The organism is Leptolyngbya sp. O-77 (assembly GCF_001548395.1).
Taxonomy (GTDB): domain Bacteria; phylum Cyanobacteriota; class Cyanobacteriia; order Elainellales; family Elainellaceae; genus Thermoleptolyngbya.
Window position 1 is genome coordinate 3,614,969 of record NZ_AP017367.1, and the last position, 24,432, is coordinate 3,639,400.

At 54.6% G+C, this 24,432-nt stretch carries 25 protein-coding genes and 1 riboswitch; of the genes, 13 read left to right on the forward strand and 12 right to left on the reverse strand.

Annotation, left to right across the window (positions count from 1 at the left end; translation table 11 throughout):
* Positions 1-225 precede the first annotated feature (225 nt).
* Positions 226-426 (forward strand): nucleotidyltransferase family protein, encoded by a 201-nt coding sequence (locus O77CONTIG1_RS15335; protein WP_286132706.1) that lies wholly within the window; start codon positions 226-228, stop codon positions 424-426.
* A 14-nt stretch (positions 427-440) separates the two neighbouring features.
* The gene (locus O77CONTIG1_RS15340; RefSeq protein ID WP_084782717.1) at positions 441-752 is read left to right on the forward strand and encodes a DUF86 domain-containing protein; all 312 of its coding nucleotides are present in this window, start codon (positions 441-443) and stop codon (positions 750-752) included.
* 278 nt (positions 753-1,030) lie between these two features.
* Here O77CONTIG1_RS15340 and O77CONTIG1_RS24670 read toward each other — a convergent pair whose 3' ends face one another.
* Entirely contained in the window at positions 1,031-1,303 is a 273-nt protein-coding gene (locus O77CONTIG1_RS24670) for a hypothetical protein (RefSeq protein ID WP_156435312.1), read from the reverse strand.
* Positions 1,290-2,003: a TetR/AcrR family transcriptional regulator gene (locus tag O77CONTIG1_RS15345; RefSeq protein ID WP_068512146.1), complete on the reverse strand. Its 714-nt coding sequence runs from the start codon at positions 2,001-2,003 to the stop codon at positions 1,290-1,292. Before O77CONTIG1_RS15345 ends, O77CONTIG1_RS24670 begins: the two co-directional genes overlap by 14 nt.
* A gap of 351 nt (positions 2,004-2,354) precedes the next feature.
* Here O77CONTIG1_RS15345 and O77CONTIG1_RS15350 point away from each other — a divergent pair, with 351 nt between their 5' ends.
* From O77CONTIG1_RS15350 to O77CONTIG1_RS15365, 4 genes are all read left to right on the forward strand, one after another.
* A complete protein-coding gene (locus O77CONTIG1_RS15350) occupies positions 2,355-3,143 on the forward strand; it encodes an acyl-CoA desaturase (protein WP_225894592.1) in 789 nt (262 codons plus the stop codon).
* 1,080 nt (positions 3,144-4,223) lie between these two features.
* Positions 4,224-4,438, forward strand: a riboswitch (cyclic di-AMP (ydaO/yuaA leader).
* 698 nt (positions 4,439-5,136) lie between these two features.
* Positions 5,137-5,889: a universal stress protein gene (locus O77CONTIG1_RS15355; RefSeq protein WP_225894593.1), complete on the forward strand. Its 753-nt coding sequence runs from the start codon at positions 5,137-5,139 to the stop codon at positions 5,887-5,889.
* 397 nt (positions 5,890-6,286) lie between these two features.
* The gene (gene lgt, locus O77CONTIG1_RS15360; RefSeq protein WP_068512152.1) at positions 6,287-7,132 is read left to right on the forward strand and encodes a prolipoprotein diacylglyceryl transferase; all 846 of its coding nucleotides are present in this window, start codon (positions 6,287-6,289) and stop codon (positions 7,130-7,132) included.
* A 170-nt stretch (positions 7,133-7,302) separates the two neighbouring features.
* A complete protein-coding gene (locus O77CONTIG1_RS15365; RefSeq protein WP_068512157.1) occupies positions 7,303-7,482 on the forward strand; it encodes a hypothetical protein in 180 nt (59 codons plus the stop codon).
* A gap of 525 nt (positions 7,483-8,007) precedes the next feature.
* Here O77CONTIG1_RS15365 and leuD read toward each other — a convergent pair.
* Complete coding sequence (gene leuD, locus O77CONTIG1_RS15370; protein ID WP_197673204.1) at positions 8,008-8,604, reverse strand: 3-isopropylmalate dehydratase small subunit; 597 nt, start codon at positions 8,602-8,604, stop codon at positions 8,008-8,010.
* Between the two features lie 130 nt (positions 8,605-8,734).
* On the opposite strand from leuD, the gene O77CONTIG1_RS15375 reads away from it, so the two are divergent.
* Positions 8,735-9,526 (forward strand): Uma2 family endonuclease, encoded by a 792-nt coding sequence (locus O77CONTIG1_RS15375; RefSeq protein WP_068512160.1) that lies wholly within the window; start codon positions 8,735-8,737, stop codon positions 9,524-9,526.
* 10 nt (positions 9,527-9,536) lie between these two features.
* On the opposite strand, the gene O77CONTIG1_RS15380 is transcribed toward O77CONTIG1_RS15375, so the two are convergent.
* From O77CONTIG1_RS15380 to leuC, 4 genes are read right to left on the reverse strand one after another with little or no spacing between them, the layout of a single operon-like run.
* Positions 9,537-10,358 (reverse strand): SDR family oxidoreductase, encoded by an 822-nt coding sequence (locus O77CONTIG1_RS15380; RefSeq protein ID WP_068516665.1) that lies wholly within the window; start codon positions 10,356-10,358, stop codon positions 9,537-9,539.
* A 5-nt stretch (positions 10,359-10,363) separates the two neighbouring features.
* Positions 10,364-10,753, reverse strand: coding sequence for a type II toxin-antitoxin system death-on-curing family toxin (locus O77CONTIG1_RS15385; protein ID WP_068512163.1), 390 nt, complete (start codon positions 10,751-10,753; stop codon positions 10,364-10,366).
* On the reverse strand, positions 10,740-10,931 hold the full coding sequence (locus O77CONTIG1_RS15390; protein WP_068512165.1) for a hypothetical protein: 192 nt from the start codon (positions 10,929-10,931) through the stop codon (positions 10,740-10,742). Before O77CONTIG1_RS15390 ends, O77CONTIG1_RS15385 begins: the two co-directional genes overlap by 14 nt.
* Before the next feature lie 22 nt (positions 10,932-10,953).
* Positions 10,954-12,357: a 3-isopropylmalate dehydratase large subunit gene (gene leuC / locus O77CONTIG1_RS15395; protein ID WP_068512168.1), complete on the reverse strand. Its 1,404-nt coding sequence runs from the start codon at positions 12,355-12,357 to the stop codon at positions 10,954-10,956.
* A gap of 322 nt (positions 12,358-12,679) precedes the next feature.
* Between leuC and O77CONTIG1_RS15400 the strand changes: the two genes are divergently transcribed.
* The 4 genes from O77CONTIG1_RS15400 (at position 12,680) to O77CONTIG1_RS15415 (ending at position 16,085) form a co-directional block, all read left to right on the forward strand.
* Positions 12,680-13,033 (forward strand): hypothetical protein, encoded by a 354-nt coding sequence (locus tag O77CONTIG1_RS15400; RefSeq protein ID WP_172799707.1) that lies wholly within the window; start codon positions 12,680-12,682, stop codon positions 13,031-13,033.
* A gap of 123 nt (positions 13,034-13,156) precedes the next feature.
* Positions 13,157-13,654, forward strand: a complete 498-nt coding sequence (locus O77CONTIG1_RS24675; RefSeq protein ID WP_156435314.1) for a hypothetical protein — start codon at positions 13,157-13,159, stop codon at positions 13,652-13,654.
* Between the two features lie 47 nt (positions 13,655-13,701).
* Complete coding sequence (locus tag O77CONTIG1_RS27025; protein WP_068512179.1) at positions 13,702-14,073, forward strand: hypothetical protein; 372 nt, start codon at positions 13,702-13,704, stop codon at positions 14,071-14,073.
* 5 nt (positions 14,074-14,078) lie between these two features.
* Positions 14,079-16,085 (forward strand): hypothetical protein, encoded by a 2,007-nt coding sequence (locus O77CONTIG1_RS15415; protein WP_156435316.1) that lies wholly within the window; start codon positions 14,079-14,081, stop codon positions 16,083-16,085.
* Here O77CONTIG1_RS15415 and O77CONTIG1_RS28025 read toward each other — a convergent pair.
* Together O77CONTIG1_RS28025 and O77CONTIG1_RS28030 are read right to left on the reverse strand one after the other, a co-directional pair.
* Positions 16,072-18,123, reverse strand: a complete 2,052-nt coding sequence (locus O77CONTIG1_RS28025) for a DEAD/DEAH box helicase (protein WP_286132346.1) — start codon at positions 18,121-18,123, stop codon at positions 16,072-16,074. The genes O77CONTIG1_RS15415 and O77CONTIG1_RS28025 overlap by 14 nt on opposite strands.
* Positions 18,075-19,442: a hypothetical protein gene (locus tag O77CONTIG1_RS28030; protein WP_286132347.1), complete on the reverse strand. Its 1,368-nt coding sequence runs from the start codon at positions 19,440-19,442 to the stop codon at positions 18,075-18,077. The genes O77CONTIG1_RS28025 and O77CONTIG1_RS28030 overlap by 49 nt, the downstream gene beginning before the upstream one ends.
* Before the next feature lie 81 nt (positions 19,443-19,523).
* Here O77CONTIG1_RS28030 and O77CONTIG1_RS28035 point away from each other — a divergent pair, with 81 nt between their 5' ends.
* Positions 19,524-20,264, forward strand: a complete 741-nt coding sequence (locus O77CONTIG1_RS28035; RefSeq protein WP_068512184.1) for a GNAT family N-acetyltransferase — start codon at positions 19,524-19,526, stop codon at positions 20,262-20,264.
* A 199-nt stretch (positions 20,265-20,463) separates the two neighbouring features.
* On the opposite strand, the gene O77CONTIG1_RS27045 is transcribed toward O77CONTIG1_RS28035, so the two are convergent.
* The 3 genes from O77CONTIG1_RS27045 to O77CONTIG1_RS26260 all read right to left on the reverse strand — a co-directional run bounded on the left by O77CONTIG1_RS27045 (position 20,464) and on the right by O77CONTIG1_RS26260 (position 22,631).
* Positions 20,464-20,595 carry a hypothetical protein gene (locus tag O77CONTIG1_RS27045; protein ID WP_286132349.1) on the reverse strand — a complete coding sequence of 44 codons (132 nt, stop codon included), beginning with the start codon at positions 20,593-20,595 and terminating at the stop codon, positions 20,464-20,466.
* A 113-nt stretch (positions 20,596-20,708) separates the two neighbouring features.
* Positions 20,709-21,026: a hypothetical protein gene (locus O77CONTIG1_RS15435; protein WP_068512187.1), complete on the reverse strand. Its 318-nt coding sequence runs from the start codon at positions 21,024-21,026 to the stop codon at positions 20,709-20,711.
* A gap of 279 nt (positions 21,027-21,305) precedes the next feature.
* Positions 21,306-22,631: a bluetail domain-containing putative surface protein gene (locus O77CONTIG1_RS26260; RefSeq protein ID WP_068512190.1), complete on the reverse strand. Its 1,326-nt coding sequence runs from the start codon at positions 22,629-22,631 to the stop codon at positions 21,306-21,308.
* Positions 22,632-23,067: 436 nt separating this feature from the next.
* Between O77CONTIG1_RS26260 and O77CONTIG1_RS15445 the strand changes: the two genes are divergently transcribed.
* Positions 23,068-24,369 carry a glycosyltransferase family 4 protein gene (locus tag O77CONTIG1_RS15445; RefSeq protein WP_068512193.1) on the forward strand — a complete coding sequence of 434 codons (1,302 nt, stop codon included), beginning with the start codon at positions 23,068-23,070 and terminating at the stop codon, positions 24,367-24,369.
* Positions 24,370-24,432 lie beyond the last annotated feature (63 nt).

A 24,432-nucleotide genomic window follows, 5' to 3' on the forward strand; every position in this document is an offset into this window, starting at 1 on the left:
GTGGGAGCGCAAGCGGCAGGCTATCTGTGGGACGCGATGCCCAAGCAACTGTGAATCTTTGATTGATACGTAATTAGGAGGTGACTGGTGGGCTACAATTCTCGATAGGTTTTTCTCTTCATTGCAGGTTAGATAGTGCGAAAACAGGAAGTCCTTACACTACTGGCAAAGCACCAAAACACGCTGAAGGATTTTGGCGTCAAGTCTCTGATTCTGTTTGGTTCAGTGGCAAGGGATGAAGCACGAACAGACAGCGATGTCGATTTGCTTGTAGAGTTCGATCGCCCGGTTGGGTTGTTCACCTTTGTACGGTTGAAACGATACTTGGAGGAGATTTTAGAGAGTTCGGTTGATCTGGGTACGCCCGACTCCCTCAAACCTTATCTACGGGAACCTGTTTTCCGGGAGGCGATTCGTGCCTTCTAGAGATTGGCAAAATAGTGAGAGATGTACTAGCCGCGATCGCAGAGATTCGAGAGTTCACAGACAACATCACGTTCGATGAGTTTCAAGGCGATCGAAAGACAATCAGGGCAGTTCTATATAACCTTGCAATTATTGGTGAAGCGATTCGTGGTATTCCACCAGAGTTGGAGGCTTTACATCCTGAGATTCCCTGGGACGATGTGCGCGGGATGCGAAATGTTGTGATTCACGAGTATTTTCAGGTGAATCTGTCCATTGTCTGGCAAACAATTCAAGAAGATCTTGTTTCATTAGAAGCCTCTCTTCACCAATTAATAAACCCCTGAGGAGAATGTTATGACAGCAGAATTAACGTCGGCATAACAACCCCAATGCACCCGACCGTCGAGAGCCTATTGGTTAGAGTTAAAGGTTATTTGCGGCGGGTGATTGGGAGCGTTAGCCCTCAGCGCTCTGGTTCTGTCAGCTTGTCGATGGGTAGGCGATGGCTGCTCCGCAGGACTTACGCCAACGCCCCCCACTTTTAGAGGCTGGGTTCTTCGAGGTTTCGGTCATTGCAACACGCCCCAACAGCGTTCGGGTAAGCTGCAAGCGTTAAGCAGTGCTAGATTTGGGTCGCCCGTTCGAGTTCCCAAAAGGTGTTGGGGGCGATCGCCCAAAGGTGCGGGTGCTGAGAGATGAGGGCGATCGCCCAGAGGTGTGGGTGTTGGGAGATGAAGGGCGATCGCCTAGAGGTGCGGGTGCTGCCAGATGAGGGGCGATCGCCTAGAGGTGCGGGTGCTGAGAGATAAGGGGCGTTTGACGCTCCATCACGCGGTTTTTTACGACAAATGATCCCATTTCCTTCACCCCGCGATTTGAAGCTATGGTTTTTCACTGGGATGGGTCAGATTGACTGAGGACGGGCGCTTTGTGGGAGCATTGGGCAGCGTGGCTGGTGGCGGCGCGGTCGGGGGTGTGGATGCGGTGGGCGGTTGGGCGATCGCCCCGTACATAAACAGTTCCACCAGCGCCTCAATAAAACTCTCTCGACTCGGCCATAAATTATTAAATTCACTGGTAAATTCCAGGACTGCATAGCCCAGCAGCATACTATTGAGCAGACTAGCCAATTTTTCGGTTGGCAAGCAAGTTTGTAGCTGCTCATGCTCCATAATCGTCGCCAGGTATTGTGCCGTGTAGCGATTGGCCTGGAGCAACCCCCGTCCAAGTGCGCGTCGGTTTTCATCAGGATAGTGCCCTGCTTCACCAATGAGCGATCGCACAAATTCCTGAATTTGTTCTAGCGCCTGTAGGTGAACATTGGCATAATCTTTGATGGCTTGCGAGGCGCTGCCCATTTGGGTCGATTGTTGGCCTAAGGCCATTCCCAAACGGCTCAGGGCCTCTTTGTCTTGCATCACCGCCCAGCAGCAGCCCCATGTTTTATTACCGAAGTGACGAAACAGCGTCACTTCATTGACACCGGCCTGCTCAGCAATTTGCCGCGTCGTGGTTTCTGCAACGCCCTGGGTCATGAATAAATCCACAGCAACCTGAATCAGGCGTTGGCGAGTAGAGGTGCGTCGATCCGACATAGACAAATGCAAGTGAAACTTGCACAGAAAGGTTGACTACTGCTAAGCTCAGGGTGTAAGTAGCACTTGCATTACCCCTACTGTAGCGACATCTTTACCAAAAAGGCAGGATGCACCCCAGCGAGCAAGTTAAAAAGCCATCGGTATCTCTTGTTCAGGACATCTTTTAATCTCCTGCTTGACCGACTTTTTTCTTCTGGAACCTGTTTATTAGCTAAATATTGCGATCGCCCAGTAGGCCTGCAAGCCTCATCACTAAGGATGATTTATGTCATTGATTTCATTTAGCCCCACTCTTAAGGGTATCAAGCTACCCCCAATGAGTTGGGGACACGTCTTTTTTCTTTGGGGGTGTACCACATTCTTGCGCTCACCGCCCCTTTTCACTTTTCCTGGGCAGCCCTGGGTGTCTTGTTGTTTTTACACTGGCTCACTGCCAGCATCGGCATTTGTCTAGGCTACCATCGCCTGCTGACGCACCGCAGCTTTCAGGTTCCCAAGTGGCTGGAATACATCTTCGGCACGATCGGCGCTCTGGCGGTAGAAGGCGGCCCCATCTTCTGGGTTGCTAGCCACCGCCTGCACCACGCCCACACCGAAGAGGAAGAAAAAGACCCCTACGCCGCCAGTCTGGGCTTTTGGTGGAGCCACTTGCTGTGGATGATTTTCCCCCGCGAAGAATTCTTTAACAAAGAAGCCTACCGCCGCTTCGCCCCCGACATGGCGCGTGATCCCTACTACCAGTTCCTCGATCGCTACTTCCTGTTCTTGCAAATTCCTTTGGCAGCCATGCTGTATGCCCTCGGCGGCTGGCAGTTTGTGCTATACGGCATCTTTGTCAGGACGGTTTTGGTGTGGCACAGCACTTGGTTTATCAACTCTGCCACCCATATGTTCGGCTATCGCAACTTTGACTCCGACGACAACTCTCGTAATCTCTGGTGGGCCGCCCTTTTTGCCTATGGCGAAGGCTGGCACAACAACCACCACACCTATCCCAACATGGCCAAGGCAGGTCTGCGCTGGTGGGAAATCGACATGACTTGGTGGGCAATCCAGGTGCTTCGCGCGACAGGGCTAGCCAAGAAAGTGGTGATGCCGCCTTCCCAGGCGATCGCCAAGATCAGCCCCTCCGCCTAAGCCACCTTTGGGTTTCGCAGCGCTCTCTAGCAATGCGAAGAGGTCCTTCAGACGATTCTAAGTACACAAGCCGCTGCCAAAGTTTTCTCCTTGGTAGCGGTTTACATTTGGTGCGTGGCCCTATACGCTGTCCTGTCGTTGCTCTATACGTCCATCTACCTAATCAGTGAGTTGTAATCGGTGAGTTGCAGAAGTGTTGAATCTCGATACACAACTTTACAAACCTGGAGATTTTTGGCGAGTTTGAGCTTCTGTTAATGAGAATGGGGTCAATAGTCAGACCAATTCGGTATCACCAGCACCAACGCACAACTTGGCACTACCCGCCAAAATCTTAAGATTCAACACTTGTGGGTGAGTTGTAATTGCAATGGCAATAGCAGGCAGCATCCTCAGCGCAAGGATAGATTTTTGCTAATACTTACAATTGATTGTCTTTAAGTTTAAATACTTAGTCATTTTTGCTTGAGGTTCAAATTAAGTCGGTTCCGCTTTTTGTAAAGCGAGTTATAGAGCAAGTTCCAAGCCATTCTCTACTAAAATGCCTGTTGAAATGTTTGGCTCTCTGCAAGCAAATCGCAGCTAGATGCAGCCAGATCATAGATTCAAAAACCTGGCATTTTATGGTCATGATTGAAAAGCTGAGGGTGCCAGATCCTCACCTGCCAGCACATGCAGACCGCGAATATGTATTCTTTGAAACGAAAATTGAAGGATTTTCGCCAAATTGGCACTACAAACTTAAGAACATCTTAAAAGGCAGCACAATTTGGAAATCTGCGAGTAATCTTATGGACAAGATACCTCCTAACTGCGTCTCCAGCCTCGCCCGCCTCCCTCTAGGCACTGATGGGTGAGGCTGATCTTTTTTAGAACTTAACGATATTTTTTGTTTTGTTGACGATTCCTGACCATCATTGTTAGGGTATGCTTGAACAGCTCTAGATGCATCAGCCTAATTCGAGGTCTGGCAACTGTGGTGATTTGCTAAGCTAGCCCTTCGAGTTCCTTGTCTCGATCAGGGGCTGCCTCTGGGGACATTACTCTATCCGGGCAGCATTCATGTTTAGCAGTGCGCGATGTGCGCGATCGCCCCTTTGTGCAGCACACCAGAAGCGGAGGAACCATCCTTTGGGGCGTATCTTTCGTGCGGTAGAAGGCAGCTTTTTGAGCTGCCGCGTATAGTGAAGCTGGCTTTGTCCAGATTTTATGACATTGGCTCTACCGTACTCAATGAGGGGCACCTCTCAGCCCTAGCCCGTCAGCTAACTCCGTCGGCTTTGGGAGGAGACTGAAGTAAAGTTATTCAGTGTCCTCAGAACTGATAGAGCCTCCAGCTGGCACACTCTGCCTGCTGGATCGTTGCATGTGGCGTTTTTCTGAGGAGGCTACAGGTGGTTATAGGCAGATATAGAAGTTGGTAATTGGAAACGTCTCTTCTGGAGATTTTCTTCTCAGGATTCTCTGGTTTAGATGGAGTCATTTCAGGCAAGTTGACTAGGGCAGATTGCTTCACAGAAATGGGGCGAGTCTGCGCCGAGCCTTTTTCCCAGTTCTGGGAAGGATTCATGCTTTTAGGCCATTTGGCCGAGGAGTCTGCCGCTTGTGCAGAGGATTTACCTCTGGTTTAGTGATGGCGATCTGAATCTGTAGCGATCGATCTGTAGCGATCGATGTTCTAATGGGCGATCGCCATCAGGGTCAGCAGTCTTGTTCTGGCAGCGTTAGGGAGTCGCATCTTCAAAATTCTGTTTTGGGAGTTTTGACGATGAAATCAGAGTGCCGCTTGTGGAAGGGGTTTCTCCAAAAGGGCGCTGCACCAAGAGTGCTGGCTGAGCAGATGCCGACTGCATTTTCTGCGCTGTCTCCTTTAGTGCCTTTAGTGATCGAGTCGTCCAATCCCTGCCTGATTTCCAGTTTTAGCGGGTTTGGCTTTCTTTAAGGCTTTGTTTTTAAGTTCTGTCGGTTTATTGTTTCTGACGAGGTGAGTATCGTGAAGATTAAGTCAATGCTGATGCGTCTGCAAAATGCCCTGGGGCAGCCTAAGCTGGTGGAGCAAATGCTGCTGGCATCTGGCAAAACGGCGCTGGATGCCGCAGAAACCCAGTCAGATGAGACGGTGAATCTGGTCATTGGCTACAACGGATCGCCCAATAGCCAGGTGGCACTGGATTTAACGCTGTGGATTGCTCACCAAACCCGACTGGCAACGCAGAAGCAGGTCATGGTGCATGTGGTATACGTGGTCGATCGGCTGCTTAATGGGCGATCGCCCCAACCCTCTCAGAAATCGCAAAGAGCGCGATCGCGCCAAACAGCAACGCTAGAACGACAGACCGAGCGCGTGGGCAACACCCTGACCTTGCCTCGACTGACTCCGGCAGAATCGTTTGTCCCGCTCAGTACGCACATCCACTACCACGCCAACCCAGCTTGCCTGACCGATTGCCACATCACCCCCGCCGAACCACCAGCACAAAATCTGCTGGAACAGGCCGACTGTATCCTCTGGCAGGCTCGCTGTCTGGCCGAAGAATGGCGCGGCGCTCTGGAGGCACACCTCCGGTTTGGCGCGACGGATGCTGAACTCCATCAAGTTGCCGAAGAAGTGGGCGCGGATCTGATGGTGCTGGGCTGTAGCACCAAAGCTCATCCACTGGTCAACAAGCTCAGAGCCAACACACACTGCCCAATTTTAGGTATCCCAGAGCAGTTGGCGGGGGTTCGTCCGCTGGAGCGCGGATAGGACGGGTGAATTGGGCTGGATAGGGCTGAACAGGGTGCAGTTGGGAAAGGCTTATTTGTCCCGTCTGCGCCCATTGCTTTATGTCCGCTTCTTTGCCAACAGCGTTTGCAATGGGGACAACCCAGCGCCCTTGCGCCTGCGATCGCAGCACAAGCCCCCAACACCCAACCGTCCTGGGGGCTTGATATAGTGAAGAGCGAGTGAGCCAAGTTGCAAAGGGCAGAGTGGAGGGCAAAATGTCCGGTTCAAACCTGCCGCCTAAAAACCTGCCACCTAAAATTTGAGGCTGATTTCGCGCTGCCCTGACCGAGCGAAATCAGAATCCAGTGAACACAGATCCAGCGAACACCTGATAAAGCGAACACCTGATAAAGCGAGCGCAATAGACGTTTTGGTTATGCATCCCCCTGTTGACCCCGTTATTTTTGAATTTGGCCCGTTTGCGCTGCGCTGGTATGGGCTGCTGATGGCGATCGCCGTGATTGTAGGGGCAACCGTTGCCAGTCGCGAAGTAGAGCGACGGGGGCATTCCTCCGACGACTTTTGGGACATGCTGATTTGGGTGCTGGTGCCGGGGTTTCTGGGGGCGAGGCTCTACTACGTCTTTGTCCAATCGCCGCGCGATCGCTTGGGAGACTACCTTTCAGACCCGCTGTCCATCTTTCGCGTGTGGGAAGGCGGCATCCATATTTTTGGCGGGTTTATCTTTGGGGCGATCGCCCTCTGGCTCTACACCCGCGTTCGCAAACTGCCCACACTGGTTTTCTTAGATGCGATCGCGCTGGGGTTACCACTGGCCCAGGCGATCGGTCGTTGGGGCAATTTCATTAACCAGGAGCTATACGGGCCGCCCACCAATCTGCCGTGGGGCCTCGCCATCGACTACAGCACCGATCCCACGAAAAACCGTCGCATTCCCCCGTATGACGATATAATCCTGTATCCTGAAAGCACACGATTTCACCCACTCTTTCTCTACGAGTCGCTGTGGAACCTGGCCGGTTTTGTCCTGTTGCTATGGATTTCCCGTCGGTTTGCACGCCAGCTTCGTCCAGGCGATTTGCTGTTGGTCTATCTCATTTGGTATCCATTAGGGCGCTTTTTCATCGAGTTCTTGCGAACCGACTCATGGTTCTTTCCAGGCACACCGTTCAACACGGTACATTTGCTGAGTGCTGTTTCTCTGATTGTCGCCAGCATTTTGCTCTATCGGCGACATCAATCAGCCCCCTCCCAGTCTTAAACTCCTGATATTGACTATCGGCAACACTGGTTTACCAGTTTCCAGCGCAAATTCATGAGGTTCAAGATTGGCAGCCCGTGAATAAATTCACCCGATCAGGTTCAGTCAAAATAAGGAGGTCAGATCCTGTGGACAAGGGTACGCTGACATATAGATAAGAGAGAACGCTCATGGACTCCTACTTAGATTTACTGGTTCAGGAGATTGTTCAGGCAGCACAATCTGAAGAAACGCCTGCCAAACCTAAAAAGCAGCCGAATCCACCCACAGATGAGCTTCCTGCCGAGTCTCACCTCGATCTGTTGCTGCAAGATATTCGCAACATTGCAGATTCCTCATCTGATCCATAGCTTTGGCGCAGGGGTTCAGGGATTGGGATTTGTTGTATTGAGGACAGATGACGCAACTTCTGGTGCTAGTTGGAGTGCCGTTCGGGTCAGGAGCAGTTTGGGCTGAAAATCGTTTGAACGGCATGAAATTTACATGAAATTTAAGTGGGGTTCTCGCTCACTCTGCAAAAGCTGTCCAGTTTTTTAACTCTCAGGATTCACGCAATGAGTGGGTTCTCGCGAGTTGTGCCTCAACAAGTTTTCTAAAATGCAGGCATTCTTTGCAAGCGCGTCAGGACTGGCGCGATGCCCATTTTTTTAACGCGATGCCCATTTTTTATAAGTAGTCGATAAGCAGTCGATACCCTCCCAAAAGAAATTCCCCCGAAACTCAATCGCGTGAGCCTGGGGGAATGTTGAATCAGGGTGCATCTACCACTCCATTGTTCTCAGGCTAGAGGGGAGTATCCGGAGGGTTTTGCAAGGTTCGGAAATTTTTTTGCTGATGAGGCTTCAGAAGTCTGCACCCCTAACCTAGCAAGGACTTCAGGCATGGCTCCAAGCGACGTAGGGCAGCTTTGCTGCTGTGGCTTTAATCTGCTCTGTCTGTGCCACCAGTTGTCCCGTTGCGTCCCAACTGCCAGAGAGAAACATCTGACGCGGCCCCTCACCCATTAGCACTGGAATTGACACGTCGCCGCAGGTGGCGGTCATCGCGCTCAAATCGACTGTTACCGTTGCCTGGGGATGAGCGGCGATCGCCCCTTGCAGCGCCTTTACGTCGTCGCCTGTCGCCGTGACGCAGGGAATCCCCATCGCCACGCAGTTGCCAAAGAAGATCTCGGCAAAGCTCTCGCCCACCAGCGCCTTGATGCCCCACTTGGCGATCGCCTGGGGTGCGTGTTCTCTCGAAGAGCCACAGCCAAAGTTGCGATTCACCACCAGCACCTCTGCGCCCTGATATTGTGGCTGGTCAAACGGGTGCTGCCCCTGCAACTGAGCGCGATCGTCCTCAAAGGCATGGGTTCCCAGCCCGTCGAACGTAACGCATTTGAGAAACCGCGCTGGAATGATGCGATCGGTGTCGATGTCGTCGCCCACTAGAGGAATGCCGCGACCGGAAATTGCTTGAACTTGACTCATGATGTTTACCTCAATTAAAAACAACAAAACTCAAAAACCGACTCGCCTATGATGGATGTACTGATGAATGTCTAAATGAATGTCCCGATAAATTGCCCCTTTCACCCGCGAGTTTAGCCCGCAAAAGCTCATGGTTCTGAATGCGCCGCGCCCGACCCAATCGCTCAAAGTCACCTGGGAAGCGCTCCCCGATGACTATCGCCTGCCCGATGATCCTGTGGAAAATATTCAACAACCGCTGCTGGCCGCTGCCCTCACCGATGCGCTGGGCGAGGCGGGACTGATTCAGCCAGAGATGCTGATCGCCTCGAACTTTGGGCTGGTGGCGACTGTGAACCAGAAGGTCGTGGTGAAAGCGCCAGACTGGCTATACGTGCCCCGTGTGTTGCCCTGGACGGGTGAAGGCGTGCGCCGCAGCTATACTCCCATCCTCCAAGGCGATCCGGTGGCGATCGTCATGGAGTTTTTGTCGGATGAGGAACTGGGCGAGTATTCCATTCGCCCCGTGTTTCCCTATGGCAAACTGTTCTTCTATGAGCAAATCCTCCAGGTTCCCACCTACGTCACGTTTGATCCCTACAGCCAAACGCTAGAGGTACGGCATTTCAGGGACGGAGCATACCAACTTCAGGAGCCAAGTGCCGAGGGGCGCTTCTGGATTCCTGAGCTATCCCTGTTTCTGGGCATTTGGTATGGCCCCCGACTGGGTTCTACGATCCACTGGCTGCGCTGGTGGGATTCGGACGGCAATCTGTTGCTGTGGAGCTTTGAGAAAGCCGAGCTAGAACGCCAGCGCGCAGAGCAAGAAGCTCAACGGGCTGAGGCAGAAAAACAGCGAGCTGAGGCAGAAAAACAGCGGGCCGATGCAGCCGAAGCAGAACTAGCCAGACTGCGATCGCGCCTCAACCCACCCCACCCCTAACGCCCAATCCCTACTTCACCTCCTTGATCATGCCGGCCTTGATGAACTGGGTAAATAGCCCATCGGGGAGGAGCTTTCGCAGTGCCAGCAAAAAGGACGCATTGCCCCCGGCGGGATAGCGCAGGCGAGAACTGCCATCGGTGGCAGCAGTGTAAATCACCTGGGCAGTGACTTCGGGCGGCGAGGCGGTATCGCCCACGTTTTCGAGCTGGGGCAAGACGCTGGCGACGAAGGGATCGTAAGCCGTCAGCCCTTCCTGCTTTGCCACAACGAGCGATCGCGAGAAAAAGTCCGTCTTGATTGGCCCCGGCTCGATGATTTTGACCCGGATGTTGAACGGCTCTAGCTCATAGCGCAGCGAGTCCGAAAATCCTTCCACCGCCCACTTGCTGGCGTGATAAAGGCTGTAGATCGGCAGCGCCATCTGCCCCGCGATCGAGGCAACATTTACCAACACGCCCGATCGCCGCTCCCGAAAATGAGGCAGCACCGCGCGGGTCACATCCATCAGCCCAAACACATTCACCGCGAACTGCTGCTGGATCTGCTCTGGGGTGCAGGCTTCAAAGGGGCCAATCAGCCCGTAGCCTGCATTGTTCACCACGACATCGATCTGCCCAAACTGGGACAGCGTGGTGGCGATCGCCCCCGCAATCGATTCCTGGCTCGTCACGTCCAGCGGCGGACAAATGACGCGATCCAGCGCTGCCAGGTCGCAGCCATCGGGCGATCGCATCGTTGCCGCCACGTTCCAGCCCTGCCGCTGAAACAGTTGCGCCGTTGCGTAGCCGATGCCCGTCGAGGCACCCGTAATCAAAACCGTCTTCGGCACGTTCACTACTCCTGTAGGGCTGCTTGCAGAATATCTGCTAACTCGTCTTTGTTTGGCGCTCCTTCCACCACGCGAATTACCAGTTGGTAGGCCTCGTCGTCGGCGAAGCCGAGCAGAACCCCATTCAGCCGCAAAAACGCATCCATCGCCGCGAAGGCAGTGCGCTTGTTGCCGTCGATGAACGGGTGATTCATCGCCAGATGATACAAGTAGGCAGCGGCTTGTTGGGCGATCGTGGCGTGCAAAAACTCGCCGCCGAAGGTCGCCTGGGGCTGTGCCAGAGCCGATTCCAGTAATCCCTGATCGCGCACACCAGGGCTGCCGCCAAAGCTATCGATCTGGTCAGCATGAATAACTAGCACGTCTGCAATTGAGAGAAATTCAGGAGTTTGCAAGGCGACGATAAACCTCCTCCCGCTCCCGCTTGGAGGCGAGATAGGCTTCCCAAACTCTGGGATTGACCCCTTCCGGCAGTTCGTTTTGCTTGAGCGATCGCACAAACTCAAGCACCGTTTCCACCATCGAGTCGGGCAGCGTCTCGACCTCTTGCGCCAGCTTCTCGCGATTGGTCATCTTAGCCTCCTACAACTTAGTCCTACAACAGCGTGCGAACGTCCGTTACGTGACCCGTCACCGCCGCCGCCGCCACCATCGCCGGACTCATCAGCAGCGTCCGCCCGGAGGAGGAACCCTGCCGCCCCTTGAAGTTGCGGTTAGAAGAGGAAGCGCTGATCTGCCGACCCACCAGCTTGTCGGGGTTCATTGCCAGACACATCGAGCAGCCCGCATTGCGCCACTCAAATCCCGCCGCTTCAAAGATTTTGTCCAGACCTTCGGCTTCGGCCTCCTGCTTCACCCGTTCGGAACCGGGCACCACAAAGGCTTTGATGCCTTCGGCAACGTGGCGACCCTTGGCGACCTTGGCGGCTTCGCGCAGATCGCTGATGCGGCCGTTGGTGCAGCTTCCGATGAAGCACACGTCTACCTTAGTGCCCGCAATCGGTGTGCCAGGAGCCAGATCCATGTAGGTGTAAGCTTCCTGGGCGATCGCCCGGTCTTCTTCCGGCAAAGAGTCTGGCGCGGGGATGCACTCGTTCACACCAATGCCCTGCCCCGGCGTGATGCCCCACGTTACTGTCGGCTCAATCTCTGCCGCATCGAACACTACTACGTCGTCGTATTCAGCATTGGCGTCGCTGCGGAGGCTCGTCCACCAGGCCACGGCCTTATCCCACTCGTCGCCTTTGGGAGCAAAGTCGCGTCCTTTCAGATATTCAAACGTGGTCGCGTCTGGGTTCACATAGCCGCAGCGTGCGCCGCCCTCGATGGACATATTGCAGACGGTCATCCGTTCTTCCATGCTCATCTGCTCGAAGGTGGTGCCCGCAAACTCGTAGGCGTAGCCCACGCCGCCCTTCACGCCCAGCTTGCGAATAATGTGCAGAATCACATCCTTGGCGTAAACCCCCGGTTTCAGCGGGCCGTTGACTTCCACTTTGCGGACCTTCAGCTTTGCCAGCGCCAGCGTTTGGGATGCCAGCACGTCGCGCACCTGGCTGGTGCCAATGCCAAAGGCGATCGCCCCAAATGCGCCATGCGTCGAGGTGTGGCTGTCTCCGCAGGCGATCGTCATGCCCGGCTGGGTCAAGCCCTGCTCCGGCGCGATGACGTGAACGATGCCCTGGCTGCCGGAGCCAATGTTATAGAACCGAATGCCGTTGTCTTTGGCGTTGCGCTCCAGCTCCAGCATCATCTCCTCCGCCAGCGGATCGACGAAGGGGCGTGCCTGGTTTTCCGTCGGCACGATGTGATCGACTGTCGCCACCGTGCGCTCAGGAAACAGCACCTTTAGCCCGCGCTCTCGCAACATGGCAAACGCTTGCGGGCTGGTCACTTCATGGATCAGGTGCAGCCCGATGAAGAGCTGCGTCTGTCCCGACGGCAGCGTCCCCACCGTATGCAAGTCCCAAACCTTGTCGAATAACGTTCCTCGGCTCATGGCTGTGTTCTCTGTGGTTAATATTCTCCCTGATTACACAATAGACAAGTCAAATAATCTCGTCCAATATATTTTTCCACACGTATTGAGATCCAAAAAGTATCAGAGATAGAGCCGTTGCTGAAAGTTAATTGCAAATCGTTTTTAAGTAACGGTATTCAAGTCAGGATTTTTTGTTGAGTAGGCACCAGTTGTAAGACATCCGTTTTTGCAGAAGTACCCGGAAGGGGCCCTGCCTAAATCTGAAATCTAGCCGAGGATAAAAATGGTTGGTTACGTAATCAACTCATTCCATTCAATCTTTTCCAATGAGGCTAGAGTTGTGAAGAAGTTGATACTGACTGAAATTAAATGTGATGGTTTGGCAGATGGGGAAATTAAAAAACTGGTTCCTCGATTTCGCAGGCGACCTGTAGGAAACCCTGTCGATGTAACGAAAACCTGGAAGCGGTGGGGTGATCCGGAGGAAATTCCTGACCCGCAACCGTTTAGAGAGATGCCGGATGAATTTAATGGCAAGATCTATTTGCGATCGCCCGAAAATCAGCCTTTGTTTGAAAGCAGTGAAGATATTTCGGCAAATGACTCTGGGGCAGGGCAGACTTCATTTGTTCCAGTTAACCCATCTACGGCAAGCGCCGGCATTGTTCCGAAACTAAGATACGTCATTCAGTAGAAAAAGAAGCATATCGAACGTCTGAGACTGGCAAACTTCTAAATCTTAAATACGGTAGAGCGGATTATGAAAATCTTGAGATTGACTCGAGTCAAGTGCAAGGGCCTATCAAGTAGCGAGACCTTGGAACTTCGTGCAGTACTCCGAACAGACTACCTGGGTAGCTCAGTAGAATTTACCCAAAATTGGCAGGCATTAGTTTCACAGCATGAAGGAATGATCCCTTCTACTGACTTTACTGGAAACCTCTACTTAGAGTCATCTCAAGGGGTTCGTCTTTTTGTCAGTCGTAACACTGTTTCTTATGCAGATATAGGGAAAAAGGTGGCGCGGTTTAATCCAGTGAATCCTTCAACAGCAGGAAATAGAATTAAGCCACGTGTGGAATATGATGTACAACAGGTTGTGCCGTTTTCTGCTCCGGGCCCTGTTCTTTACTTGTTGCGTCCTGTCTTTTTCCTGTTTGATCTGGTCGTTGGTCTGTCAATCACACTTTCTAAAGCTGCTGGCAGCCTGATTCGCCTGATTATTGACCCTGGCAATCGGCTGTTTGTGCCGTCAGATGACGATGAAGATGATGACACCGATCAAAAGCCGCCAGAAGAAACCATTCCGCAGTAAAAGCGTTTGTGGCGGTTGGTTCTAAACAAGCAATAAGGGAAAAACCGGTGAAGCAGACTGTGCCCTTCTGGAAAGTGCGCTGGTTTTTGAGTCGCAAGTCTCTAAGCAGCGCGATCGCCCTTGTCTTGTTGGGATGGGCGCTGGGCGATCGCGCTTTCGGTCGCCCCATCGCCGACAACAGTTTGGGCGCAGACTCTTCACGGGTCGAGTCTGTGTCTGGGATGAATTTTCAGATTCACGGCGGGGCACAGCGGGGGCGCAACTTATTTCACAGCTTGCAGCGGCTGGATGTCGAGCGGGGCGGCAGCGTGTTCTTCGTGCCCAATGCAGGGGTGCGGACGATTTTGACTCGCGTGACGGGCGATCGCCGCTCAGAGATTCGCGGGCACGCTGGGGGTTGTGGGGAAATGCCAACCTGATTTTGATGAATCCCAACGGCATTTTGTTTGGGCGCAATGCGCGGCTAAACATAGCCGGGTCGTTTGTAGGCACGACGGCAGATGCGATCGCATTTGGTGATCAGGGCGTGTTCAGCGCGCTACCGACAGAAGTGCCCGCGTCTTTGACGATTAATCCTTCAGCGCTGCTGTATCGGCAGATTGCGCCTGCGCCTATCGAGGTCTATAGTCGCCATCCCAGAAGTCTTGAAGATCCGCTCTTTTTCAGTTTCACAGGCTTGCAGGTTGGAGATGCACAAAGCCTGCTGCTGGCAGGAGGAGAAGTTACATTAGACGGCGGCAGTCTCAGCACGCTAGGGGGAGCCGTTGAGCTAGGCGGGCTGAGACTGCCAGGGCGGGTCGGCTTGCAGTGGCAGCGGGCGGGACAGTCGTTTTCTGCGAGGCCGCGCCTGCAATGGAGTCCTGATGCCAGCCTGGCCGATGTCCGCGTGGTGAATGATGGGCAAATTGTGACCACGGTGTTAAATCCAGCGATTGAGGAACCAGGAGGAATTGCGATCGCTGCCCGTCGATTTACTGCTCAAAATGCACAGTTTTTAGCAGGCAGCAGCGGAGTCGATGCAGGTGAAATCTCGCTGATTGCCAGCGAGCGGATTGATCTGCAAAATATTTCTGCCATTGCAACAGATGCCACAAACGGAAACTCTGGAGACATCACACTCTCAGCGCCAAACATTACCCTGTCAAGCACTTACGTTTCCTTCAACACACAAATCGAAGGGAACGCCGGAACGCTGCGAATTCAAGCTAGCGATACCCTACTACTTCGCAACTCAACGCAACTCCGCAGTGAAGTTGATGGCAGGGGGAACTCTGGCAGCATCATTTTGCAGGCTGGACGCTATCTAGAGATTGACAACAACACTGCCATTGACTTGTTCACTGGCGATGGTCAATTTGGCAACATTGAAGTCTTTAGCGGCGGGGATTTAACGCTGGACAACCAGAGCCGCCTCTCAGCCCAGACTGGAGGAAGCGGAAGCGCAGGCGATGTAGTAGTGCAGGCAACAGGCTCGATTGTGATTCGCGGGATGTCTCAAATCGACAGCTCTTCCTTTGCAAACACCCGCCAGCCCGGTCTTTTTGGCAATGCAGGTAATGTCCGTTTGCAAGCAAGCAATATTCTGCTTGATCAGAAAAGTAAAATTACGACTGTTGTTTCTGTGCCCCAAGGACAAGGGGGAAATGTGTTTGTAGAAGGGCGATCGCTCGTCCTCAGAAATGGCAGCAGAATTACCAGCAGAGCAGATATCGACGAACGTCTGGGTGGTAGTAACGGAGGCAACATTTTCGTTAATGCCGACGTGATTGCAGCCGTAGAGTCTGAAAACAGCGACATCGATGCCAGTGCCATAGATGGACGAGGCGGAACGGTTGATTTAACAACCCAGGGACTTTTTGGCATCACTTTTCGTCCAACACCAACCGATCTCAGTGATATTATCGTCAACTCTAGATTCGGCCCAGACGGCACAGTGACAATTAACGGGTTGACGGTTGATCCCAGCCAGGGTTTGACCGAGCTGCCCTCGCAACCTGTGGATGTATCGCGGCTGATCGCTAGGGGCTGCGGCACGGCGGGCACAGCGACAGCTCTAGCACAGCGGGAATTCGTCGTCTCTGGGCGGGGCGGACTGCCTGCTGCACCGGGGGATGTGCAGGGTGGCGAGGTTGTTGCGGCGGAATGGGCAGGGCAGGGGTTAGGGGTTGGGGGTCAGGAGGGGTCAGGTAGCAGGGGTCAGGGGTCAGGGGTTGACTCCAATTCTCCAACACTCCAACACCCCAACACTCCGTCCCCTCATCCCCTCATCGCCTCATCGCCTCATCGTCTCATCGAGGCTCAGGGCTGGGTTCGCGACGACAGCGGGCGGGTGCGGCTGGTGGCGGCGGTTCCGGTGGCTGAACATGGGCGGGCGATCGCGGCGGTTTGTGGGGAAGGGCGATCGCCCACTCGTAACTCTACTCGTCAATAATGGCGCTGCGATCGAGCAGGAGGAGCTGTCGGAGTTGGTCGGTGTCGAGTTCGGTGAGCCAGTTTTCGCCCGTGCCGACGACCTGCTCCGAGAGGGCTTTTTTGCTTTCGATCAGGTCGTGGATGCGTTCTTCCAGCGTGCCCGTGCAGACGAACTTGTGAACCTGGACGTTGCGGGTTTGCCCGATGCGGAAGGCGCGGTCGGTGGCCTGGTTTTCCACGGCGGGGTTCCACCAGCGGTCATAGTGAAAAACGTGGTTGGCGCGGGTCAGGTTTAGCCCGACACCGCCCGCCTTCAGCGACAGGATGAAGATGCGCGGGCCCTGCGGATCGTTCTGGAAGCGATCGACCATTTCCTCGCGCTGCTTCTTGGAGCTGCCGCCATAGAGAAAGATAACTTCCCGCTTAAACTGCTGCTCTAGATACGCCTGGAGCTGCTTGCCCCACTCGGCAAACTGGGTAAAGATCAGCGTGCGATCGCCCTCCGCCAGCAGTTCCTCTAGCATTTCCGTCAGCCGTTGCAGCTTGCCAGAACCCGCCAGGAAATCGGCGGGTGAGTCTATTTCAAAGGGTTCAGCATCATTTCGCTCGTCTTCCCCGATTGCCTTCAGCAATGCAGGATGGTTGCACACTTGTTTCAACCGAGTGAGCAGCGACAGGATCATGCCGTGGCGCTGAATGCCGTCGGCAGATTCGATCTGCTCCAGGGATTGATCGACCAGGCGCTGGTAAATCGCGGCTTGGTCGGCGGTGAGGCCGCAGAAGACGGTCATTTCCTGCTTTTCGGGCAGGTCTTGAATGATGTCGCGGTCGGTTTTGAGGCGGCGCAGGATGAAGGGCTGGACGAGCGATCGCAATATTTTCAGGGAATCCGTGTCGCCATAGCGCTCGATCGGCACGCCAAACCGCCGCTGAAAGAAGTTGCGCGGGCCGAGGTAGCCAGGGTTGAGGAAATCCAGAATCGACCAAAGTTCTGACAGGCGGTTTTCTACCGGAGTCCCCGTCAGGGCAATGCGAAACTGGGCCTCAAGCTGGCGCACCGCCTGAGACTGCTTCGCTTCGGGATTTTTGATATTCTGTGCCTCGTCCAACACGACACCCTGCCAGGAGACGCGCTTCAGGTCTTTTTCATCGCGGTAAACCAGAGCATAGCTGGTAATCACCAGATGGTAGCGCTTGGCCGTGCGGGCAAACTCTGGGCCCTGCGGCCGCTTGTCGCCATGCTGCACCCACACCCGCAGGCTGGGGCCAAACCGCTTCACTTCTCGCTCCCAGTTGCCCAGCACAGAAGTTGGACAGACGAGCAAGACGGGCTTTTCCAACTGTTCCGTTTCCTGCAAGTGCAGCAGTAGAGCAATGAGCTGAATGGTTTTGCCCAGGCCCATGTCGTCTGCAAGGCAAGCCCCCAAGCCCCACTTTTCCAAAAATGCCAGCCACGACGCGCCGCGAAGCTGGTAGGGCCGCAACTCGCCCTGAAAGCCTTTCGGCGTAGGAATTAGCGATAGGTTTTCGTTGCCCGTGGCGAGGGTGCTGATCAGGTCTTGCAATGCACCCGATGCTTCAAAGCTGACGACGGGCAGCTTTTCGATGGTCTGCGTGTCGCCCGTGCTGATGCGGAGCGCATCTTCCAGCGACAGCGCCATCTGGTCTTTGCGGCTGGCGAAAAAGTCCTGGGCGGCACGGATGTCTTGCGGACGCAGTTCCACCCATTCCCCGTTGATCTCCACCAGCGGCGTGTTCAGCGCCACCAGCCGATCAAATTCTGCCTTGGAAATGCGCTGTCCGCCGATGGTCAGTTCCCATTTGAAATTCAGCAGGCTCTTTAGCCCCATGCTCGCGCCGCCCTTGGGTGCTTCAGCGCGGACGCTCAGCCCCAGACGATTGGCCCAGCCCTGCTCTTGCGACAGGCTGGGCGGCAGCACCACGCCAAAGCCGCTGTCTTGCAAGCGCCATGCGGTCGAGCGAATGAATTCGTAGACTTGCAGGGGATTCAGTTGGCAAGACTGAGGCTGGGAGGTTTGCAGGCTGGGTTCCAGCACGGGGTAGAGGCGGGAGGCCAGGCCCAGCCCCGCCAGCAGTGTTTCTTGGGGATGGGGGAATGGGTGCGCTCTAGGTAGACCAAGCGATCCACCGGGTTGTTCCAGATGGTGCGGGCGCTGATGAGAAATTCGGGGTCATCGGTAGCTTGCAGGAAGTATTCCAGCGTCCAGTCGGTTTGTCCGGCGGTGGGGGGATGCAGATAAAAGCAGGTGCGGAAGGCAGCGACCTGCTGATTCAGCACTGAAGCGATGGGTGCAGTCCACTGGGTCAGCGCAGATTGCAGACGCTCGATGCGGGCAGGCTCGGCGGCGATCGCCCCTTCCTCGTCGCCCAGCGCTTGCAGCCATTCTCGCAGGGCAATGTCTTTGGGCAGGGGTGCAGCAGGGAGGGGCTGAGCGGCGATCGCCGCTCGAATTTGTGCCTCCGTCACCCGGTTGAGAAAATCCAGTAGCACCAGCCGCGCCGCCGGGAAAGGGGATTCTTCTGCATGATCCGGGGCGCTGTGGGGAAGCTGGTAGGTGCGGCAGGCGGGCGGCATCCGGCGGGAAAACTGCTGGAGCCGCGTCTGATCGACCTCGCTGTCGAGCAGCACTTGCCAGGTGGCGATCGCCGCTCCATCTTGCAACCGCAGTCCTGGCAAAAACTTGGCCCGTGCCAGCAGATCCAGGCTCCATCGTGCTACGTGCGACCAAAAGCGCAAATCCCCGCTGATGAAGGATTCTGCATCGCCCGCCGCGTCGCCCACCGTAGATAGAGGCAGCGAATTCAGCAGTTGAAACGCCTCTAGCGGCGACAGCAGCAGCCCCTCGATCTGCCAGGGGTGCAGTTCCAGCGAGGGCGATCGCCCAGGTTCATCCGCCTCCCCGTCAGGCAGCGCGACAGAATATTGCGGCAGTCGAGAGATTTCACCCTCAACCTCGGTTGTGTAGGTCGGCAAAGAGAAATGCAGGGTTTGCCAGCGGGCTTCAGGAATCGCGGGCGATGGCTCTAGCGTGGCGGTGCGCTTGCGCCCTCGACCTCTGGCAGCAGGGACGGGTTCTATCAAAGGAACCTCCGCAACTGGCCAGGCAAGCCGACGAGCTTGGTGGAGCGATCGCAACAAATTCAGCAGTTCTACCCGCGACATCGCAAAGGGATGGGGCAGAACCTCACAGTCCAGGTCTGGCTCTCTGCGGCTATTCGTTTCCACCCGTCGCCAGGTTTCACCCCAAATCAAAAATTGCCCGCCTGCGGGCCACGCCGATGATTCGCCGGATTCTGACGTGCTTAGAGAAGAAACCTGGGGCTGAAACAGCCAGCTACCGTGTAAGATTGCCATGCGAGCAAAGGACGATGCAATGAGCAGTGCTGAACCCGAACATCAATTGAGACATTAAGACATTGAGATGAGAACGTGAGAATGCCGCCTGAAACCCGATCTAACCTGGAACTTACTTCACCCCTTGAGCTGCCAATTCGCAAAACCTTGCCCAATGGGGCGATCGCCGAACTGGATACCCTGCGCCCAGAAGAAACCGAAGCCGTGCGGGCGCTGCTGAACTATTTCGTGACCTCATCAGGAACCGAAGGATTAACTTATCCCCATGCTCAGCCGCTCTCTCCGTCAGAGTTTGCGGCCTATTGGCTGAGCCGGGATGCCTTTGTGGTGCGGGCTGTGGGGGATGCACCGCCGCCTGCATCTCAGGATACATCACCCAAAGAGATGTTAGTCGAAGCGATATCGCAAGAAATGTCGCTCAAAGACCCGTTGCCACAGAATCTATCGTTAGACAAGACCTCAACCGAGACTTTACCAAACCGCGCATTGCCTACTACGCCTGCGCGAGGGGAAATCTTGGGAGCCTTTTACCTAAAGCCCAACTTTCCCGGCTGGTGCAGTCATATCTGCAATGCTGGCTTCATTGTACAACCTGCCATGCGAGGACAGGGGATCGGCCGCTGGATGGCAGAAACCATGCTGGCGATCGCCCCCACCCAGGGCTACACCGCCGTCATGTTCAACCTGGTGTTTGCCACCAACGAGCCATCACTCAACCTGTGGCGATCGCTCGACTTTTCCATGATTGGTCGCATCCCTCAGGCCGCACGGCTACCCAATGGAGCAAGCGTTGATGCGATTATGCTTTATCGAGAGCTATAAAGTTTGCCAATCCGAAGAGTTTGCGCGTCTAAAAGTTTGCCAGTCTACAAGTCTCGCCAATCCAAGCAAGATAGGGATATGCTGTCCCCCTCGTCTGGCCCCTCAGTCCTCAAGATTCCAACGCGCAGTTGGGGAATCGGCCCAACTGATTAGCTTCCACAATCGCGTTGCGACAGGTCAGGGCACTCTGGCCCGTCTTTCAAGAAAGCTCATGCAGATTAATCACCGGATGGCTGCCTTCCGCCGCTTGCAAATGTAGCTCATAGGCCACCTCCAAAACCTGGTGATTGAGCATCAAGGGCTTGACCGTCGCTTCGACCAGATTAAACACAGAAACCCTCCCACTTCATGAAGCAAAGGTTTAGGCAACAGGGCTGATGTCGATCAGCGTAAGGGGATTGTCACCGAATTTTTGGGCATTTGCTTCTGTAAAAAGGAGGGCTTCTAGGGTCTATCGAAGGGTGGATCGTCGGACTCTAGCAGATCTGCATCAAACGGCTCTGCATCAAACGGCTCTGCATCAAACGGCTCTGCATCAAACGGCTCTGCATCAAACGGCTCTGCATCAAATAAATGTGGAGGAAATAACACCGCCAGACTGACGGGCAGATATCCCACCGCGCTGATAAATTCCTGGGCATCGATGATGTCCTCTTGCAGCCATTCGTGCAGCAGGTGGGCGATCGCCACGCAGGCCGCCTCAGTCGGGTCGCTAGGAGCGGGCGTTTCATCGCGCCCACCTTGGCAGAACGGGTTAGACATATGGCGCTTTGCTCCTGTGGAATCTTTTGGTAAATTTCTTGGGGCAAATTTCTGGGGTGAATGGGATGCTTGATTCACCCTATAGGTCTTCACTAAAAATGGATTGAATTACGCATAGAGCCGATCACCCGATGCCGCCGCCTCAGATCTATTGCCCTCCGTGACGCTACGAAGGAAGTTGCCGGAAGCCCCGCAGATGCTCGACTGGCAATCCAAAATCGCAAATCCAAAATCGAGAATCGATACAACCCTGGCTATCTATCCAAGTACTACGCCGCGTTATGCAAAATAGTTTCTGACAGACAGAACCCCTGGCTGCTCATCCCCTGGACGAAACTGAATGCCCGTCACCTCCACCAGTAGGTCATTTTTTGGACGGAAGGCAGCCCGGTTGTCATTGACCGAGAGGTAGGTCTGGCCCTGGAACTCGAAGAATAGCGCCTGATTGGCCCCAAGCCGCTGATTTCCGGGCTGGTTGGGGCGCGTATCGGCGTAGGCAGCGTTGACGGCCTGAGCCAGCGTCGTGATGCCGGGTTGATCGATTGCGCCAAACGTTAACAAGGCTCTGGGCAATTCCCGCGTTTTCAGCCGATTGTCAAAATCAAGCTGAATGCGATCGCTCTCGGTTGGGTTAAAGTCAGTTATTCGGTCAGGGGCCCGCAGCAACGATGTACGGAGCGCCTGAGCTCGGTTGCGTCCCGAAAACACAAAGCGATCAGCTCCTGCATCCCCTGTTAGCGTATCGGCTCCTAGACTGCCGATCAGCACGTCTCGCCCTGTGCCGCCCAGCAAGGTGTCGTTGCCCGCTTCGCCGCGCAGGGTGTCGTTGCCGCCGCGCCCGTCGATGGTGTCGTTGCCGCGGCCGCCCGTCAGCACGTCGTTGCGATCGCCCCCGATAATATTTGCCCCACCGACCGAAAATCCCGGCAGCGGCCGCTTATTAAACGAAAGAATCGTGAGGTTGTCGATTTCGTGGTTGTTGGTCAGCACCCCCGTCGCCGCCGCAAAGCCAATTTTGAACGTCGTGGGGACGGGGCCATTGCCCGCCTGCACCACGTTGAACCGATCGACCACCACTTCGCCTGCATCGTTAAAGTCGCGATCGCCATTCAGGTCTACAAACACCGACAGCAGCCCCGCAGGCGACAGCTCAATCTGCACAATCCGCCGCGCCTGGGCGCGGGTGCCGTTGGGATTGTCCAGGCTGATGGGGAGCGTGCGGCTGCCTGTGAGGTAGCGATAGCTGTTGGCGGCGCTGCCGCGCACCCCGACTGAATCTTGCAGCGGCGGCCGCCGACCGCCCACCCGCCCTTCCGTCGCAGTCGAGAAATTGCCCACCGCATCGAAACCAATGCCCAGATAGCCGCCCACCAGGCCTGGCTCGGCGTTTCGCGGCGCATAGCCCAGAGATCCGCCAAATCCGCCTGCCTGGGTCGGTGTAGCGTTGCCGTCTACCAGAAAAAAGCTAACGCCATCACCGCCGCTGCCACCGTAGGCATAGAGGTCAAAGCCAACGGAAAAGCCCGTGCCGGTGCTGATGGTTTGGGGAAACAGGACGAGGGAGCCTTGGTTTGGTTGGGCCGTAGTGAGTTTGAGCAGGGTCATGATGGTTGCAGGGTTGGCGGACTGTAAAACTCTTCGGCTTTGAAGAGACGGAGAAGATAGATGCAGGTCTTTTGAAAGACTTCCAAGACTTTTCTCTGGCTAGATTCTCAGGGATTCCCCGGTCTTTCTTGGTGGCTTTTTCGTAAAGATTTCATGAAACATCATGAAGTAGAGATGAGTGAGAGGGGCTGGCAGAAATGCGCGATCGCCCGCCTGAGCAAGCTTTGGAGTCGATTTAGGGCGATCGCCCCTGTAGAAAACTAGATTTCGGAAGATTGCGAAACGTTTTGCACGCTACTATGTCGAGCCTGGATTCCGCTCTTAAATGACTCTAGCCATCAGTTCATTGACCAATAACTGTGTTTTGACGAATAGCTAAGACAGTTCGCAGTGCAGTTAGCAATGTTTAGAACAACTCAATCAGGGGGGCATTCTTATGTCAGCGGATCAACTCAAGGTCTTGCTATTGATTGAGCAGTGCAATCCTGATTTACCGTCTGTGCCCAGCGTTGGCTATCAGTATTTCAGAACGATTTGTGAACAGGTTAATGCAACCTTGATCACGCATGAACGGAATCGAGATGCGCTGGAGCGAGTTGCGCCCGATCAAGAAATTTTCTATATTGCTGAAAGCCGTTTGATGCGGCGATATTATCACCTGGTTGAGCGCCTGACGATTATCAATAAACGGGTGAATTGGCCGCTTTATAATGCGCTGACCTACTTGCTATATGAAGAGTTTAATCATCGGGTTTATCGCCTGTTTCAATCGGATGTGCGGCGCGGAAAATACGACATTGTTCACGCGATTACGCCGATGATGCCGCGCTATCCGGTGAAGCTGGCGCAAGCCTGTGGCAAAACACCGTTTGTCTTGGGGCCCGTGAATGGCGGTGTGCCTTTTCCCAAAGGGTTTGGGGCGATCGCCCGTCAAGAATTCTCTTACTTCAACTTCCTGCGGGGACTGGGGCTGCTGCTGCCGGGATATCGCGACACCTATCAAAAAGCAGATCGCGTTTTAGCCGGATCTTCTTATACGTTTGGAATGCTGCAAAAGCGCTTTCATTTGGGCGATCGCCTCCAGCTATTTTACGAAAATGGCATTCCCACGGAGTTCTTTAGGCCGGGTGCAAAACAAGAGAAGGGCGATCGCATTCATCTACTTTTTGTTGGTCGGCTAGTGCCCTATAAAGGAGCAGACATTCTGTTAGAAGCACTGGCAAAAATCAAGCCATTTGCCCTATCCAAAACTCGATTGACGATTGTTGGCGATGGGGCAGAACGTAAGCATTTACAATGGCTAACTCAGCGATTGGGGCTACAAGAAATTGTGGACTTTGTAGGCTGGGTTCCCCATCAGGAAACGCATCGCTATTACAGCCGGGCAGACATTTTCTGCTTTCCGTCGATTCGCGAGTTTGGTGGGGCGGTGGTGCTGGAGGCGATGGCGGCGGGGCTGCCCTGCATCGTCGCGGACAACGGCGGCATCGCGGAATACATGACCCCCGACACGGGTTTCACTATTGCGCTACATTCCCGCGACTATCTCGTGTCTACGCTGGCGGAAAAAATTCAACTGCTCGTGGAAGATGAGGCGCTGCGATCGCGCTTCTCGCAAAATGCGATCGCCCATGCCCGCCAGTTTGAGTGGGAACACAAGGCCGAGCAAATTGTAGCGCTCTATCAGGATGTGCTGGCAGAACGTCGGGTGTTCTCGCCTGCGGAAGCGCTGATCTAGGCAGCATCAACGATCCCAGGGTCTGGGCTTATGTCGATTCTAGAGTTTGGATTGGTGATTTTG

Coding starts and splice junctions, on each gene's coding strand:
- O77CONTIG1_RS15415 (WP_156435316.1), top strand. CDS start 14,079: ATGAATCCCAACGGCATTTTGTTTGGGCGCAATGCGCGGCTAAACATA.
- O77CONTIG1_RS28035 (WP_068512184.1), top strand. CDS start 19,524: ATGCCGCCTGAAACCCGATCTAACCTGGAACTTACTTCACCCCTTGAG.
- O77CONTIG1_RS15345 (WP_068512146.1), bottom strand. CDS start 2,003: ATGTCGGATCGACGCACCTCTACTCGCCAACGCCTGATTCAGGTTGCT.
- O77CONTIG1_RS15375 (WP_068512160.1), top strand. CDS start 8,735: ATGGTTCTGAATGCGCCGCGCCCGACCCAATCGCTCAAAGTCACCTGG.
- O77CONTIG1_RS15390 (WP_068512165.1), bottom strand. CDS start 10,931: ATGACCAATCGCGAGAAGCTGGCGCAAGAGGTCGAGACGCTGCCCGAC.
- O77CONTIG1_RS15445 (WP_068512193.1), top strand. CDS start 23,068: ATGTCAGCGGATCAACTCAAGGTCTTGCTATTGATTGAGCAGTGCAAT.
- leuD (WP_197673204.1), bottom strand. CDS start 8,604: ATGAGTCAAGTTCAAGCAATTTCCGGTCGCGGCATTCCTCTAGTGGGC.
- lgt (WP_068512152.1), top strand. CDS start 6,287: ATGCATCCCCCTGTTGACCCCGTTATTTTTGAATTTGGCCCGTTTGCG.
- O77CONTIG1_RS28030 (WP_286132347.1), bottom strand. CDS start 19,442: ATGGCAATCTTACACGGTAGCTGGCTGTTTCAGCCCCAGGTTTCTTCT.
- O77CONTIG1_RS26260 (WP_068512190.1), bottom strand. CDS start 22,631: ATGACCCTGCTCAAACTCACTACGGCCCAACCAAACCAAGGCTCCCTC.
- O77CONTIG1_RS15365 (WP_068512157.1), top strand. CDS start 7,303: ATGGACTCCTACTTAGATTTACTGGTTCAGGAGATTGTTCAGGCAGCA.
- leuC (WP_068512168.1), bottom strand. CDS start 12,357: ATGAGCCGAGGAACGTTATTCGACAAGGTTTGGGACTTGCATACGGTG.
- O77CONTIG1_RS15435 (WP_068512187.1), bottom strand. CDS start 21,026: ATGTCTAACCCGTTCTGCCAAGGTGGGCGCGATGAAACGCCCGCTCCT.